The organism is Crassaminicella indica (assembly GCF_019203185.1).
In the GTDB taxonomy this organism is placed as follows: Bacteria; Bacillota; Clostridia; order Peptostreptococcales; family Thermotaleaceae; genus Crassaminicella; species Crassaminicella indica.
In genome coordinates, this window is record NZ_CP078093.1 from 164,107 (window position 1) to 181,092 (window position 16,986).

Here is a 16,986-nt window from a genome sequence, read left to right on the forward strand (position 1 = left end):
CTATTTTTCTTTTATCTTTTCAATATAAATTTCCCATTCTCCATCTTCTGCTTCAACTATTTCTACTGGATATTGATTCTTTACTGCCCATTCCTTTATATTAATTCCAACGCAGCTATGATCAGAACGTATAATCACAACATCTCCCGGCTCCATTGTTTTTAACTCCTTCATGGCTTTCAGCAAAGGAACAGGACATAGTTCACATAAACAATCAATTTCTCTTACTGCCATACATTGCCTCCATTATATATCTTTTCTATATTTATTTTCATACCAAATTGCCAGTACGTACAAGCCAAATAATACCATTAGTTGTACAAGCACAACAATTTTAAAATCAAAATATTCAAGGAAATAAATAGTCTTTGCATTATAAATGATGTGCTGATACCAAAAGTCATAATGCTTTGCTCCTAAAACAGTTCCAATCAAAAAACCAAAAAGAACAATCCATTGTAGTGCATGTCCTTCACCAATTCGCATCAATACACCTGAACTACATCCCCCTGCAATGACCATTCCCACTCCAAATAAAAAAGCACCTATAATCACATGAATTCCTACAGAACTAACAGCTCCTGGAATGAGATCATACTCAATAGTGTTTTTTTGAATATAGTTGTACTGAATTACAGCAAAGCCAATAGTACTCACCATCATTGCTAGCAGCATGCCTCTTAATAATCTTGTATTGCCTGTAAGAAATGGATCTCGAAATGCTGATGCAAAACAAAATCGAGAATATCGAAGAACAACTCCGATGCCAATTCCAAAAATCCAACATACAGCTAATCTGTACTCCTTTTGCCACAATTCTGCACATAGAATTATTGCACAAAATAGAAAAAATATTCCAAGAAAAATTTGAGTTTTCTTAGTCTTTTTTGTTCTATTACGTCTTTCAATTAACCTAGCCATTTCATTTGACAAGATCACATCATCCTTTTAAATAAACATTTTTATTGTAAATCCATTATTTCGTTTACATAATTATATATCATACTATCTATCAAAACAAGAATATCATTTTCTTTTCCTTATAATTCTTCTTTTGTATAATATACTATTCCTATTGAACCCGGTCCAACATGTGTACCTATCACAGGTCCAATAGAACATATAAACACAGCTTTTCCAATTTTTTCTTCGATCTTTTTAGCAAATTTTTTTGCTTCTTCCTCACAATTAATATGATGGACAATTACATCACCTAATCCACAGCTTTTAATATTTTCTAAAAATATATCTATCATTTTTTCTAATGCGCGTTTTTTTGTCCTCACTTTACTAAAAACATTAGTTTTCCCATCTGTTACAGTAAGAATAGGCTTAATTTGAAAAATAGATCCTATTAGCGCTTTGGCAGTCCCTATCCTGCCACCTTTTTTTAAATACTCCAACGTATCTGGTATAAAAATAAATCTACTTCTTTTTATATTTTTCTTCACTGCTTCTACAACCTCTTGAAGAGACTTACCTTCTTTTGCTGCCTTTGCTGCTGCAAGCACAGCATATCCAAGCTGCATACTATTTGATCTAGAATCTATAATTTCAATTTTTGCTTTAGGATATTTCTCAAGAATCATATTCTTTGCTAGTCCAGCAGTGGAATAAGTACCACTCATATCAGAAGAAATGAATATTCCCACAATATCATTATTTTCTTTTACATTTTTTTCAAATACTTTATAAAATTCATCTACAGTAGGCTGAGATGAAGTTGGTATTTTTTTACTTTTTTCTAATTTTTCATAAAATCTATCATTACTAATATTCACTTCTTTAAATACCTCATCTTCAAAAATAATACTCAATGAAACTGTCGAAATATCATATTCCTTTTTTAAATTTTCTGGAATATAAGATGTACTATCAGTAATTATTTTAATAGTCATTTTAATCATCACCTTTCCTAATTATTACATCTATTCTATAAGATAAACAACATCAACATTAAAAAAGGAATTATTTATCTATATAAAAAATTATATAGAATTCATCTTATAATTTCTAGCATCTTTCATCACAATTTATGAATCATGATTAAACAAACTTAAAAATAAGCACTATGAATTTTATCTTTTCATAGTGCTTTTATTATATGTTAAAAGTTTTTTATATCCTTTTAGGAGCTATATTCCAAATTTCTTTTGCATATTCTTCAATAGTTCGATCACTACTAAATTTTCCTGCATTCGCTATATTCATCAAAGCTTTTTTCGCCCATCCTAATCTATCTCTATAAGCTTTATCAACTCTTTTATGTGCTTCTCTATAATCATCAAAATCTCTTAATAAAAAGTAATTATCTGGTCTATGCCAGCTTGCTCCCATAAGCAATGAATTATAAATTTCCTCAAACATACCCGTTCTACCATCATCAAAGGTTCCATCTATCAACGTATCTACCACTCTTTTTAGTCCTGATACTTTTTCATAGTATTCTTTTGGATCATAAGTTTCCTTAATTTTTTCTATTTCTTCTACCCTCGCACCAAATATAAAATTATTCTCTTCTCCTGCTTCAGCAACGATTTCCACATTTGCTCCATCAAAGGTACCTAGTGTAGGTGTTCCATTAAGCATAAATTTCATATTTCCTGTCCCTGATGCTTCCTTTCCTGCTGTAGATATTTGCTCAGAAATATCAGCTGCAGGAAATAATTTTTCTGCATAAGATACTCTATAATTCTGTACAAATACAACCTTTATTTTATGGTTTATTTCAGAGTCATTGTTCACAAGCTTTGCTATTTCATTTATAAACTTTATAATCCCCTTTGCTCTAAAATAACCTGGTGCTGCCTTAGCTCCAAAGATAAAAGTTCTAGGAACTATATCCATCTTTGGATTTTCTTTTAATCTATAATATAAATCTAATATATGAAAAGCATTCAATAATTGTCTCTTATATTCATGAAGTCTTTTGATTTGAATGTCAAATATTGAATCTGGATTTATAGCAATCCCTTCATATTTCTGAATATATTCTGCTAATGCTTCTTTCTTTTTCTGTTTTATCTCTAAAAGCCTTTTTAAAACCACTTCATCATCTAAATACTTTTCAAGCTCCTTTAGCATAGTTAGCTTTGTAACCCATTCATCTATACCAAGCAGTTCTGTAATCATTGATGATAGTTCTTTATTGCAAAGCTTTAACCATCTTCTTGGTGTAATACCATTCGTCTTATTTTGAAATCTGTTTGGATAAAGCTCATAGAAGTCTTTTAATTCCTGATTTATTAATATTTCTGTGTGAAGCTTTGCAACCCCATTCGTCGTATGGCTTCCGTGTATTGCTAAATGAGCCATTTTTATCATTTCATCATCAATAATTCTCACACGATTTATTTTTTCATCTGTATATCCTTTTTCCTTTAGCTCTATCACAAATCTTCTATCAATTTCTTCAATGATTTCATAAATTCTTGGTAAAATTTCTTTATAAAACCCACTCCACCACTGCTCTAAAGCTTCTGCTAATATGGTGTGATTTGTATATGAAAAAGTATTTACTGTAATATTCCAAGCTTTTTCCCAGCTTAATCCTTCTTCATCTATTAATATTCTCATAAGCTCTGGAATAGCTACAACAGGATGTGTATCATTTAATTGTATAGCATGATACTCATGAAATTTTTCAAAATCATTTTCAAATTTCTCTTTAAAGCTTCTAATCATATCTTTTAATGATGCTGAAACAAAGAAATACTGCTGCTTTAATCTTAATATTTTCCCTTCATTTTTAGAATCATTAGGATAAAGGACTCTTGATATATCCTCTGCTCGATTCTTTTCCTTTACAGCTTCATCGTATTCCTGATCATTAAACAAATCAAAATCAAAATCTTTTATAGGTTCAGCTTTCCATAGTCGAAGCTTATTGATATTTTTTGTACCATATCCTATAATTGGCGTATCATAAGGAACAGCTCTAACAGAACAATCAGCAAATTCAACTACTACTGCCTCATCATATCGTCTTAAAGACCACGGGTCTCCATATTTTAACCAATTATCTCCTTCTTCAACTTGAAATCCATTAACAAACTTTTGTTTAAAAATTCCATGACTATATCTTATTCCGTAACCAGTTACAGGTAAATTCATAGTTGCACAGGAGTCCATAAAGCATGCAGCCAGTCTTCCAAGTCCTCCATTTCCAAGTCCTGCATCTTCTTCTATTTCTTCAATTCGATTTATATCTATCTTCATTTCATTTAGGATTTCTTTTACATCTTCATAGACACCTAAATTTATTAAATTATTTCCCAATGCCCTTCCCATTAAAAATTCTGCTGACAAATAATATGCTTGCTTTCCATTTTCATATGCTTTTTCTGTCATACTCCAATCATCAACAATGAATTCCATGATAGCTTTTGAAACTGCATAATACTTTTCATAGTCCTTAGCTTGATCTAATAATTTTCCAAAATCTATTTTAAGAATTCTTTCTATGCTTTCTTTAAACTTTTTTCTATCAAACATTTGTTTCCCTACCTTCCATATAGCTTTGTAATATCATAAATCTTTCTAGCCAGTTCATCTGTTAAAAGTTCTTTTTTCACTCGCCACTGCCAATTGCCACCTATTGTTGATGGAATGTTCATTCTTGCTTCACTGCCTAAACCTAAAAAATCCTGCAGCTGTGCTACTGCCAAAATCCCTACAGAACTCCATGCCCCCCTTATAAATCCCCAGTTATAGCCTTCTTCTTCATTTAAATTTAAATATTTAATTGCAAAATCCACATCACTTTTTTTCGTATTTTCAAACCAACCACAAACTGTATCATTATCATGAGTTCCCGTATATACTACACAATTTTTATCATAATTATGAGGCAAATAGTCACTCTCTTCCCTCGTATCAAATGCAAATTGCAGCACCTTCATACCAGGATATCCAGTTGCTTCTCTAAAATCTACCACATCTTTTGTTAAAAATCCTAAGTCTTCTGCAATAATATCAATATCTCCTAATGCTTCTTTAATTGCATTAAAAAGCTTAATTCCTGGCCCTTTTACCCATTTCCCATTCACAGCTGTTTTCTCTCCATAATCAACCTCCCAAAAAGATTCAAAGCCTCTAAAATGATCTATTCTTAAAACATCATATAATTTCATACTTCCTCTTATCCTATTAATCCACCACTTATAGCCTGTTTCTTCTAAATAATCCCACCTATATATTGGATTTCCCCATAGTTGTCCAATTTCAGAAAAAGCATCTGGAGGACATCCTGCAACCTTAATAGCTTTCTTTTCTTCATCTAATAAAAATATTTCACTATTTGCCCATGTATCTGCGCTGTCCTCCGCTACATAAATAGGTATATCTCCTATAATATTTATCCCTTTTTTATTTGCATACTGCTTTAAGTCAATCCACTGTTTAAAAAATAAAAACTGCAAAAACACCCAATAATCTATTTCATCTTTTAATATTTCTTTATAATGCTCTAAAGCTTCTTCTTTTCTTAACTTAATATCTTCATCCCACTCTTGCCACGGCTTTAAATTAAATTCAGCTTTTACAGCCATATATAATGCATAATCATCAATCCAATCTTTATTTTCCTCTCTGAAGTTTTTCACTTCTTCATTATATTTTTGTTTTCCATTTTCAAAAGCTTTTCTTAAAACAGGCATTTTTTCATTAAATATTTTCTCATAATCTACCTTTTCTCTATCGCTCCCAAAATCTAAATGACTATAATCCTCTTTTTTAATTAATCCATCCTCTTCTAAAAATTCAAGATCTATAAAATATGGATTCCCTGCAAAAGCTGAAAATGATTGATATGGAGAATCACCATATCCAGTAGAACCTAACGGTAATAACTGCCAATATTTTTGTCCAGCCTTCACTAAAAAATCTATAAATGCATATGCCTCTTTTCCAAATGTCCCAATTCCATATGGACTAGGTAAAGATGTAATATGCATTAATATACCACTGCTTCTTGTAATCATATTCATTCTCCTTCTGAATTATATTTCATTATATATTTACTGTTTTCTTTACAATTTTTCCATTTATATCTACAATATCAAAATGCAATTTTTCAATCTGATCATTTCCTGTCGAATCAACATTTATATAATAATCCTCATGCTGCTTATAAATCTCAATAACTATTTGAGTGTATATTCCCCTTTTATAATCATAGCTTTTTCCATCATCATCATAATAAATATATTTTGCTTTATCTGTAACAAAAGCAATCACATGCAATTCACCATTATCAATACTTTCAACATTTTTAGCAGACTTTCCTAAAACAAGCATCTTATTTTTTCTTATAAATATTGGTATCTCACTAAAATCAACCTCTAAATACCTATGACCTGCTTTTACTACTTGGTAGCTTCTATCATTATAATCCTCTACCTTCCATAAAAGCATATCCTCTGGAAGATAAACATATCGACCTTTAGCATTTTCTTCATAAACAGGACTAATCATTAAAGAATCTCCAACTAAAAGTTGATTCTCTACTCTTTTGGACATTTCATCATCATACTCGAAAGATAATGGCGAAAAATAAATATCCTTATTAATAATAGCCTTCATATATTCAGAATAAATATATGGAAGAAGTGCATATCTTAGTTTTATTGTATTTTTTATAATATTTTTACTCTCCTCATCAAATGAAAATGGCTCTTGATTCCTTGTTCCCATTGCTGAATGATTTCTAAAAAGCGGCGTAAACAAACTAAATTGACTCCATCTTATCACTAATTGTGCATTTGCATCTTCATTAAATCCACCTGTATCTGCACCGCTATATAAAAATCCACATATATTCAAAGAAGGCATCATCTTTATGTTAAGAAGTATATGCTCCCACCAAGAATGATTGTCTCCAGTCCATACCCCTGAATAACGGTGCATACCTATATATGATGCTCTTGAGAATAATAAAAATCTCTTATTAGGAGCAATTTTCTTAAAGCCTTCTGAAGCAGCCCTTGTCATGTTATAACCATATAAATTATGCACCTTATAATGATTTACAATTTCTCCATCAATCGTATGATAAAAGCTTTTATAATCATCAATGTTATTAGATAGCTTAATAAAAGAATCCTTAAGAGAAAAAAACGTATATATATCTAAATTTTCATTTTCTAATTCCTTTGCATGTGCTATTGCTTTTTTTAAGCCTCGATCTGTATAAAAAATTGCTGGTTCATTCATATCATTCCAAAAGCCTTCTATACCGCAGTCTATTAAAAGCTTATACTTTAAACCAAACCAACGTCTTGCATTAGGATTTAAAAAGTCAGGAAAATGTACTCTTCCTGGCCACACCGCAGCCACAAAAGGCTTTTCATTTTCATCTAAACAAAAGTAATTATTTTTTACACCCTCTTCATACACATCATAATCTTTTTCAATTTTCACACCTGCATCAATGATCGGAATTAATCTAAAACCTTTTTTCTTCATCTTTTTTACAAAATCCTTGAAATTTGGAAATCTCTCTTCACTAATAGTAAAATCTTTGAAGTCTTCCATATAATCAATATCTAAATAAATAGCATCACATGGAATGTCATATTTCAAAAAGGAATCTGCTATTTTTTCTACCTCTATAGCACTTTGATAACTCCATCTACACTGCTGATAGCCAAAAGCCCATTTTGGCGGTACATACCCATCTCCTATAATATTCAAAAAGTTTTTTACAATTTCTTTTAGGCTATTTCCCTTTATGATATAAATATCTAAATCATTATCACCTATAAAAATTTCTAAATAATCCTTATAGGTAAATCCAATATCAAAGATTACTTTACCAGGGTAATCAATAAAAACCCCGAATTTATCTACCCCATCTATGATCAAAAAATTATGTGCACCATATAAGGATTTTTTATCAGAGGTATGAAGTGGGTCATCTGAACAAAATGATTCATAAATGCCTCCTCTTTTGTTCATTCCCCTTTGATTTTCTCCAAGTCCTAATACAATATCATCATCACCCATCTTATAACTAAGCTTAATCGTTTTCCCTTCCTCTAATTGAAAGAACTCTATTCCTTTTTTCTTTATTTCAATACCTGCCTTTACAACTGCATCTGTACAAATAGGATGTCCAAATCTATACTTTATTACCTTTTCATTTATTGCATATGTGATCACGTTATCTCTCCTTATCCTATTTTATAGAACCCTGTGTAACCCCTTTAATGATGTGTTTTTGCGCTGCAAAATAGAATATAATGATAGGAATCATAGCAATTACAAGTCCTGCTAATGCTAAATGCCATTGTTTTGAATGCTGTCCGAAAAAGTAAAACATCTTTAGTGGAATCGTATGCCACTGAGGTTTATTTATTACCAATTGAGGAAGTAAAAAGTCATTCCATATCCACATAGTATTTAATATACCTACAGTAACTGTTATAGGCTTTAGCAGAGGAAATATAATATACCAAAACACTTGAAATTTATTACATCCATCAATAACTGCTGCCTCTTCCAATTCCTTTGGAATATTCTTAATAAACCCGTGGTACAATATAATAGACAAACTAGATCCAAATCCAAGATACATAAATACAAGACCAACAGGATTTAAAAGACCTAATTTCCCCATGATATTTATAAGCGGTAGCATTACTGATTGAAAAGGAATAAGCATTGCAGCCGCAAATAAAAAGAATAAAAATGAACTGAATTTTGTTTTAGTTCTAACAAGCATCCAAGCTGCCATAGAAGCAAATATAACAATGATTATTGTGCTAGATACTGTAATAAATAATGAATTGAAAAACGAATGGATAAAATCAAGCTCCTTAAAGGCTTCCACATAATTATTTAAACTAAAAAATTGACCAAATGGGAGGCTCATTACATTTAAAAAAATCCCTTTCTGAGTTTTAAAAGAATTGCTCAATATAATATAAAAGGGTGATAAAAACAAAACACCAAGTAAAATGCTAACAGCCATCACAAATGTTTTATTTCTTCTTTTACTTTTCATTACATTTCTACCTCCCTTTTCTTACTATAATAAATTTGTGTTAATGAAATAGCAGCTACCGTAATTAAAAATATAACCGCCTTTCCTTGTGCTAAACCAAATTCATTAAACTTAAAAGCCGTATTGTAAATATTCATAGCTAACATTTGTGTAGAATTGTATGGTCCTCCTCCTGTTAATGACAAATTTTGATCATATAGCTTAAAGGAATTGGATAAAGTTAAAAACAATCCAACTGTAAAAGCAGGTGCCACCAAAGGTATAGTTATATGAATAAGCCTTTCCCAAGCATTTGCCCCATCTATTTCTGCCGCTTCAATTAAAGAGTCTGGTATACTTTCTAAAGATGCAATATAAATAACCATCATATACCCTGCCATTTGCCACGACATAAGTATTACAAGCCCCCAAAAGCCTGTAGTTGGATCAGCCAACCAGCCTTCCAAAAAACTTAATCCTAATATTCTTCCCAACGAATCAAAAGCCTTTGTAAAAATAAACTGCCATACAAATCCTAAAATCAATCCTCCAATTAGATTAGGCATAAAAAATGCACTTCTTAAAAAATTACTTATTTTTAGTCCTCTTGTTACAAGGAGTGCTAAGCCAAATCCCATTAAATTTATAGTAATAACAGATACAAAAGCAAATTTAGCAGTAAAGATAAAAGCACTTAAAAATTCCTTATCCTTAAATACATCTATATAATTTTTAAATCCAACCCAATTAGCAGTATTTCCTATGCCATTCCAATCTGTAAATGAATAATAAATTCCCATAAACATAGGTAAAATAACTACAACAATGAATGCAAACAAAATGGGTCCTACGAAAAAACTAAACCAAAATTTTGAATTCTTCATATTGTCCTCCTTTATAGCTTTATGGGGGTTATATACCTTTGGTATATATCCCCCATATAATATACCTTATCTCATTTTCTCCCACTGAGCCTTTGCATCAGAAATCAATTCTTCCCAAGTATATTCTCCAGCTAAATATTTTTGAATGTCATTTCCTAAAATTTCCATTCCCCATCCTGTTGGATATCCCATAAATACCCATGGTATAGTCTTTCCATCTTCTGCATATCTCTTAACAGCTTTTCCTAATGGATCTTTAGGTTCAAGATTATCAAATCCTTTTAGTGGAGGTATAAAATAGAATTTGTTCACAATATAATCTTTTCCTGTATCAGATGTGTATAACCAATTTAAGAAATCCTTAGCAGCAGCCTTTACTTCATCTTTACTATCTTTATTTACTGCCCAATGCATTGGTACACCAACTGGAATTGAATCTTCCTTAGCTCCTTCAATTGGCATTGGGAGAATATCTAGATTGTTTGCAACCTTTTCATCTACCCCTTTGATTTTTCCATATACCCAGTTTCCTTGCTGAATTATTGCAACACGCTCTATAGCTAAGCCTTCTTCAGCTTGTCTTGTATAATCAACAGCATTTAACTTTTGTTTTTGATCTTTATTAGATGAATAATTTGCTTGTAAATCAATTAATTTTTTTAATCCATCTCCATATTTGAAAGAAACCTTCTCTGCATTAAATGCTTCGATAGAATTACTAAACTCTTGACCTAAAGCAGCATTTGAAGTATGAAGACCTGTTACCCAAGTTTCTTTTGCAGGATATTCAAATACCGCTTCTAAAAGAGGATATTTTTCCTTTAATGCACCACTCTTAATCTTCTCATCTAAAGCTTTTACAGCTTCTTCTAAGCTTTTGTAATCTACAATTTTAGCAGGATCAATTCCAGCTGCTTCAAAAATACCTTTATTATATACAAATCCATATCCTTCAATATTGAAAGGTAATGCAAATACTTTTCCATCTACAGTAGCTCCTTCTAATATTCCAGGAAGAGCCAAATCTACCCACGGTTGATCAGATAAATCTTCTAACTTATTCATCCAATCTTTTATATCTTGAGGACCACCTACATTAAAAATGTCTGGCTCGCTTCCAGATTGGAATTTTGCTTTTAATGCTGCACCATAATCATCTCCACCACCAACTGTTTGAATATTAATCTTTACATTTGGATGCTCTTTTTCATAAGCAAGTACAGCTTCTTCTAATTCTTTGGCAATTTCAACCTTGAACTGGAAAACGTTAACCTCTACCTTATCTTTTTCTTCACTGACTTCCTTTTTCTCTTGTGATCCACATCCAGCAAACAACATCATACTCATAAACACAGTCATAATTAAAGCTAATATTTTTTTAGATTTGAACATAATTATCTCCCCCTTTTACAAGCTTATATTTTTTTCACTATCATAATCAAATATATGACAGCTCTCCATATTGATAATAAACTTTTGCTCAGTACCAACCTTTAAGTCCCTGGCATCTAAAGAATCTATTCTAGCCGTCATTTGTAAATTTCCAATACTAAAATATATGAAGGTTTCATTTCCCATATGCTCTAGTACATCAATTTTACCCTTGATAGCTTCTTTAGATTCATGGTTTCTAATGCCTATATACTCTGGTCTAATACCAAACCATACTTTTTTGCCAATATGGCTCTTTACTTTTTTACATTTACTCAATGGTAAATCTAATGCCATCCCCCCTATTTTTACAGCAATATTGTTATTCTTTTCAATTAACTCTCCCTCTACAAGATTCATAGCTGGAGAACCTATAAAACCTGCCACAAACTTATTAGCTGGATAATGATACAGATTTAGTGGCGTATCAACCTGCATGATTTTTCCTAAATTCATTACACATATCCTATCTCCCATTGTCATTGCTTCTACTTGGTCATGTGTTACATAAATCATAGTTGTTTTTAGCTTTTTATGAAGCTGTGATAGCTGAACCCTCATATGAACCCTTAGCTTTGCATCTAAATTAGATAAAGGCTCATCAAACAAGAAAACCTCTGGATCTCTTACAATAGCTCTTCCTACAGCAACCCTTTGCCTTTGCCCTCCTGATAACTGCTTAGGTTTTCTATCCAATAAATTTTCTATATCTAAAATTTTTGCTGCTTCTCTTACCTTTTTCTCAATAATACTTTTTGGAGTTTTCCTCATTTTTAATGAAAAAGCCATATTATCATAAACTGTCATATGAGGGTATAATGCATAGTTTTGAAAAACCATAGCTATTCCTCTATCCTTAGGTGCAATATTATTTACAATGCTTTCTCCTATAAAAATAGTTCCTCCACTTATTTCTTCAAGACCTGCAATCATTCTCAACGTAGTTGATTTAGCACATCCCGATGGACCAACAAAAACCATAAATTCTCCATCCTTTATTTCTAAGTCAATTCCATGAACAGCCTTAAAACCATTTGGATAAATTTTTTCGACTCCTTTTAAAACTACTTTAGACATTGTCCTCCTCCTAAAACAATTTTTTGCAAGATTCCCTAATCAGTAATTCTATATCAAAAACTATATGCTCATGTTCTTTACTATTATTCATCAAATCAAATAAAATCTCTATACTTTTTTGCCCCATCTCTTCTACAGGCTGCTTAACTGTTGTAATAGACGGATGAAAATACTTTGAATATTCAATCCCATCAAATCCAACTACAGAAATATCTTCAGGAATTTTTAATCCTCTGCTTAAAATTGCCTTTGCAGCACCTATAGCCATAATATCAGAAGTAACAAATACTGCTGTCAATCCTAAATCCTTATCTAATAGCTTATTCATAGCATCAAATGCAGATTCAAAGGTATAGTGTCCAAATTCTAAAAATTGTTCGTTATAATTTATTTTATTTTCAGCTAATGCTTTTTTATAACCTTCAAATCTCAGCTTTCCAACATTTTTATCTCCTTCCCCAGTAGTAATGATTGCAATTTTTTTATGCCCTAATCTGCATAAATAATCTACTGCTTTATATGCTGCTTTCTCATTTTCAATCGCAACACTAGAAAAAATATTTTTATTTACTTTATCAGTAATATTTATAGATGTAAGCACTATTGGTGTTTTCAGATTCATTAATTGCTCTTCTTCTAAATTATCAAAATCACCTCCCAGACAAATCAAGCCTTTTAACTTCTTCTCTTTTATAAGCTCGATAGCAGCTTCAATATCATTAGTGTTATCATCATTATAATGAAGAATCATAGAATAGCCTTCTTCATCTATTTTTTCTTCAATTGACCGAATCATCTTTGAAAAAAATGGATTATAAATCCCTTTTACTAATACACCAATATTTTTAGAACTGTTTCTCTTCAAATTTCTTGCACTATTATTAGGAATATAATTACATTCTTCTATAACCTTTAATACTTTCTTTCTTGTTTCATCTTTAACATCTGGATGATTATTTAAAACACGAGATACCGTACTTACTCCAACTCCTGCAATTTTTGCGATATCTTTTATGCTAAAATTCTTCATACCCAAACCTCTCTTTTGGTATCGTTTCCGGAAACGTTACTGGAAACGTTTCCAATTTATATTTTAATTATACCACACTTCTTAAAATTTTCAAACTTTTTTATTGATTTTAATGGTATCAAAAAAATTTCAAAAATTCAAAGCTCTATAAATTTAACAAATATATTTCCTTAAATATTTTTGTATATTATAAGCGATTAATAGCTTATCTAAAGCTATTAATCGCTATAAATATTAAAGTTTTTAAAAATATTCTATTATAGCCTTTCTATTTTAAACTCTTTATTTTTTCCAAGCTTTCTACTGCTTCTTTTTCTGTTATCATCTCATTAGGATAAAATTTCCCGTCCTTTAGTGCCATTAATCCATTTTCCACAATAATTTCAACAATTCTATTATTTTTAACCTCGTCTATATCTTTTATATTCACCATTCCTTCTTTGTCCTTTAAATCTTTAAGCATATAAAGCGTTTGAGCAAATTCTTCTCTTGTCACCTTTTCGTCTGGATAAAAATAATCTTTTTCTGCTTTTACATAACCTGATAATACTGCTGTTTCAATATAGTCAAAATTAGGATCGTCTACTGTAACATCCTTGAATGTCCCATATATATGTCCCTTATGTTCTTTTTTATAGTACTTTGATGTAGGTGCAAATATTCCTTTATGCTTAAACTTTACAGTCATCTCTGCCAAGCTCTTTCTTGTTAATGGTTCATCTTTTTTAAACTCATCTAAGCTATCTATTAATTCAGGATAAAACATACGACTAAGCTCCAATACACCTTTAGAAAATCTAAAGGTTGGACTTGAAACTAATTTTTCATTAATTGTATATACTCTTCCTTCTTTAACAGCTTTTATCGTATCAAAGCCAGGACGAATAGAAATAGAATGTAAATTTCCTCCTGCATTCATAGCACCTCTTTGAGAAACATAAACATCTATTTCATCTGCTTTTTCAAGTATTCTTTCTGCTCCAAAGCTTGCAATACTTGTTCCTTTTCGAATCGGCTTTGCATCAACTGCAATATTATTTCCTCCTGCAAGTTTAATTGCCATTGCAGCCATTGAATCATTTGTTATTGTACGATATTCAGTTTCTGTAGATTCAAAGAAAACATTTACTTTTGGTTTTATGTTTTTTGTAATACTTTCCAATTCTTTTAAATCATTATTAAATTTTGTTAACAACTTTTCTGCTACAGCTTCTTTTCCTGTTAAAATAGCCAGCTTCTTAATATAATTAGGAAACTCTTCAAACTTATCAGGATATAAAGAAACCACATTAATTCCTGTATTTTCTAGTGCTTCTACAAATTCAGGTTTACTTTTTTTAATAAATGGACGAATAAGTACCAAATCAGGCTCTACTGCAATAACCTTTTCTGGATCAGCTCGATAATCAAAACGCTTCTTATTCATTACTGCTGCAGGATAAGCATCACTTTTACCAATTCCAATTATCTCATTATCTAATCCTAAAGCAAACAAATTTTCTGTATGAGCTGAATATAAAGAGATTATTTTCTTTGCTGGTTCGTCCATTCGAACAATTTTTCCAGAATCATCCTTAAATTCAATCTTACTAAAATTGTTGTCACCTTTTACTACATCTTCATTTTCACTTTCATTTTTAGAACAAGCTCCTAAAATACTCATAACGAGTATTAAAATTAATAATATAGATATTTTTCTTTTCATTTTTCCCCCTCCAATTATTAGCAAGCATTACATAATTATATCTAAATTTTAGCAACATTTCCTATATAAAATAACAAGTAAATGAGATGCTCTCATTTACTTGTTATAATTTTATTTTTCTTCCCCTTCAATAGCTTTTCTTGCATGCTCTATATAAATATCTTGATATTTTTCATTTTCACCTAAACCATGAAGATAAGTATTTACAGTAAATCCTTTGCTCTTAAGGATTGTCTTCCATGAATCCTCTTCATCTCCTGCCATATCGTTATTTGCATGATCTCCTGCAACAAGCATATATGGCATTAATGTTACTTCTTTAATGTTTTTAGCTTTTAATTTCTCTATAACATCCTCTAAAGCAGGATATCCTTCTACCGTTCCTACAAATACATTTAACCCCTCATCATCAAGTACACTTTGTAAGCACGCATAGCTTGCATTTGCAGGATGATGTGTTCCGTGTCCCATTACTACAACAGCTTGTCCTTCTTTAAGCTCTGGTAATTGTGATTTTAATGCTTCTACTGCTACCTTATAATCATCTGGAGTATTTAAAATTGGTGTACCTACTGCTATTTTTTTAAATGTATTTTCATATTTCTTTACTACTTCTAATAAATCATTATATTCAGCACCTGCTATAACATGAAGTGGCTGAACAATAACTTCTTCAAAACCTTCTTCCTTCATTTTGTTTAAAGCTTTCTCTGGTGTGTCTACTAAAATATTATCTCTGTCCTTTAACTTTTTGATAATAATATCAGAAGTAAAAGCTCTTCTTACTTCATATTCTGGAAATGCTTTTTGTATTTTTTCTTCAACTGCATCAATCGTAACCTTTCTTGTATCTGCATAGCTTGTTCCAAAGCTCACTACAAGCATTCCTTTTTTACCTTCTTGCCAATTTCCTTTTTCAACACATTTAACTGGAGCAGGGATTTCTTCTCCTTTTCCCTCAATAGAATCCTTTACATGATTTACATAAATCTCTTGATATTTTTCATTTTCACCCAAACCATGAAGATAAGTATTTACAGTAAATCCTTCGCTTTTAAGGATTGTCTTCCATGAATCCTCTTCATCTCCTGCCATATCGTTATTTGCATGGTCTCCTGCAACTACCATATATGGCATTAATGTCACTTCTTTAATATTATCTTTCTTTAACCTTTTAATAACATCGTCTAATGCTGGATATCCTTCTACTGTACCAACATAAACACTTAAATTATTGTCATCGATTACATATTGTAAATCAGCATAACATGCATTTGCAGGATGTTCTGTTCCATGTCCCATCACTACAACAGCTTGTCCTTCTTTAAGCTCTGGTAATTGTGATTTTAATGCATCAACAGCCACTTGATAATCTTCCTGATGAGTTAGGATAGGTCTTCCTAATACAAACTTTTCAAAAGTTCCATCATTATATTTTCTAAGTTCTTCTTTGATATCACTGTACTCAGCACCAGGCATAATATGTAATGGTTGAACAATTACTTCCTTAAAGCCTTCTGCTTTTAATTTATCCATTGCCTTAGCAACTGTATCCACTTCTATATTATCTCTGTCCTTTAACTTTTTGATAATAATATCAGAAGTAAATGCCCTTCTCACTTCATATTCTGGGAATGCTTTTTGTATTTTTTCTTCAACCGCATCAATTGTAACCTTTCTTGTGTCTGCATAGCTTGTTCCAAAGCTTGCAACTAATATTGCTTTTTTCACTTCCTTACTCTCCTCTTTTGCTTGATCTTGTTCTGCAGATGTTTCTTTTTTTGCACAACCTGCAAAACCAGCTACTACCAACATCAACGCTAAAATAAAACTTAAAATTCTAATCTTTTTCATAATACCACCCCTTATATTTTTA

The 16,986-nt window shown here is 31.1% G+C and carries 13 protein-coding genes; all 13 read right to left on the minus strand.

What is annotated here, in order from left to right; all coding sequences use genetic code 11:
• On the minus strand, positions 1-234 hold the full coding sequence (locus KVH43_RS00970; RefSeq protein WP_218283078.1) for a sulfurtransferase TusA family protein: 234 nt from the start codon (positions 232-234) through the stop codon (positions 1-3).
• A gap of 12 nt (positions 235-246) precedes the next feature.
• Positions 247-933 (minus strand): YeeE/YedE thiosulfate transporter family protein, encoded by a 687-nt coding sequence (locus KVH43_RS00975; RefSeq protein ID WP_420829640.1) that lies wholly within the window; start codon positions 931-933, stop codon positions 247-249.
• 107 nt (positions 934-1,040) lie between these two features.
• Positions 1,041-1,898: a DegV family protein gene (locus tag KVH43_RS00980; protein ID WP_218283079.1), complete on the minus strand. Its 858-nt coding sequence runs from the start codon at positions 1,896-1,898 to the stop codon at positions 1,041-1,043.
• A 220-nt stretch (positions 1,899-2,118) separates the two neighbouring features.
• Positions 2,119-4,494, minus strand: coding sequence for a glycogen/starch/alpha-glucan phosphorylase (locus tag KVH43_RS00985; RefSeq protein ID WP_218283080.1), 2,376 nt, complete (start codon positions 4,492-4,494; stop codon positions 2,119-2,121).
• A gap of 8 nt (positions 4,495-4,502) precedes the next feature.
• Positions 4,503-5,981 carry a 4-alpha-glucanotransferase gene (gene malQ, locus KVH43_RS00990; protein WP_218283081.1) on the minus strand — a complete coding sequence of 493 codons (1,479 nt, stop codon included), beginning with the start codon at positions 5,979-5,981 and terminating at the stop codon, positions 4,503-4,505.
• Positions 5,982-6,009: 28 nt separating this feature from the next.
• A complete protein-coding gene (locus KVH43_RS00995; RefSeq protein ID WP_218283082.1) occupies positions 6,010-8,160 on the minus strand; it encodes a TIM-barrel domain-containing protein in 2,151 nt (716 codons plus the stop codon).
• Positions 8,161-8,176: 16 nt separating this feature from the next.
• The gene (locus KVH43_RS01000; RefSeq protein WP_218283083.1) at positions 8,177-9,004 is read right to left on the minus strand and encodes a carbohydrate ABC transporter permease; all 828 of its coding nucleotides are present in this window, start codon (positions 9,002-9,004) and stop codon (positions 8,177-8,179) included.
• Positions 9,004-9,867 (minus strand): carbohydrate ABC transporter permease, encoded by an 864-nt coding sequence (locus KVH43_RS01005; RefSeq protein WP_218283084.1) that lies wholly within the window; start codon positions 9,865-9,867, stop codon positions 9,004-9,006. The genes KVH43_RS01000 and KVH43_RS01005 overlap by 1 nt, the downstream gene beginning before the upstream one ends.
• 66 nt (positions 9,868-9,933) lie before the next feature.
• Positions 9,934-11,259, minus strand: coding sequence for an ABC transporter substrate-binding protein (locus tag KVH43_RS01010; RefSeq protein WP_218283085.1), 1,326 nt, complete (start codon positions 11,257-11,259; stop codon positions 9,934-9,936).
• A 15-nt stretch (positions 11,260-11,274) separates the two neighbouring features.
• Positions 11,275-12,375, minus strand: coding sequence for an ABC transporter ATP-binding protein (locus KVH43_RS01015; RefSeq protein WP_218283086.1), 1,101 nt, complete (start codon positions 12,373-12,375; stop codon positions 11,275-11,277).
• A gap of 10 nt (positions 12,376-12,385) precedes the next feature.
• Positions 12,386-13,405: a LacI family DNA-binding transcriptional regulator gene (locus KVH43_RS01020; protein WP_218283087.1), complete on the minus strand. Its 1,020-nt coding sequence runs from the start codon at positions 13,403-13,405 to the stop codon at positions 12,386-12,388.
• 268 nt (positions 13,406-13,673) lie between these two features.
• Positions 13,674-15,110 (minus strand): ABC transporter substrate-binding protein, encoded by a 1,437-nt coding sequence (locus KVH43_RS01025; RefSeq protein WP_218283088.1) that lies wholly within the window; start codon positions 15,108-15,110, stop codon positions 13,674-13,676.
• A gap of 111 nt (positions 15,111-15,221) precedes the next feature.
• Entirely contained in the window at positions 15,222-16,964 is a 1,743-nt protein-coding gene (locus KVH43_RS13350; RefSeq protein WP_338028353.1) for a sirohydrochlorin cobaltochelatase, read from the minus strand.
• Between the last annotated feature and the right edge of the window lie 22 nt (positions 16,965-16,986).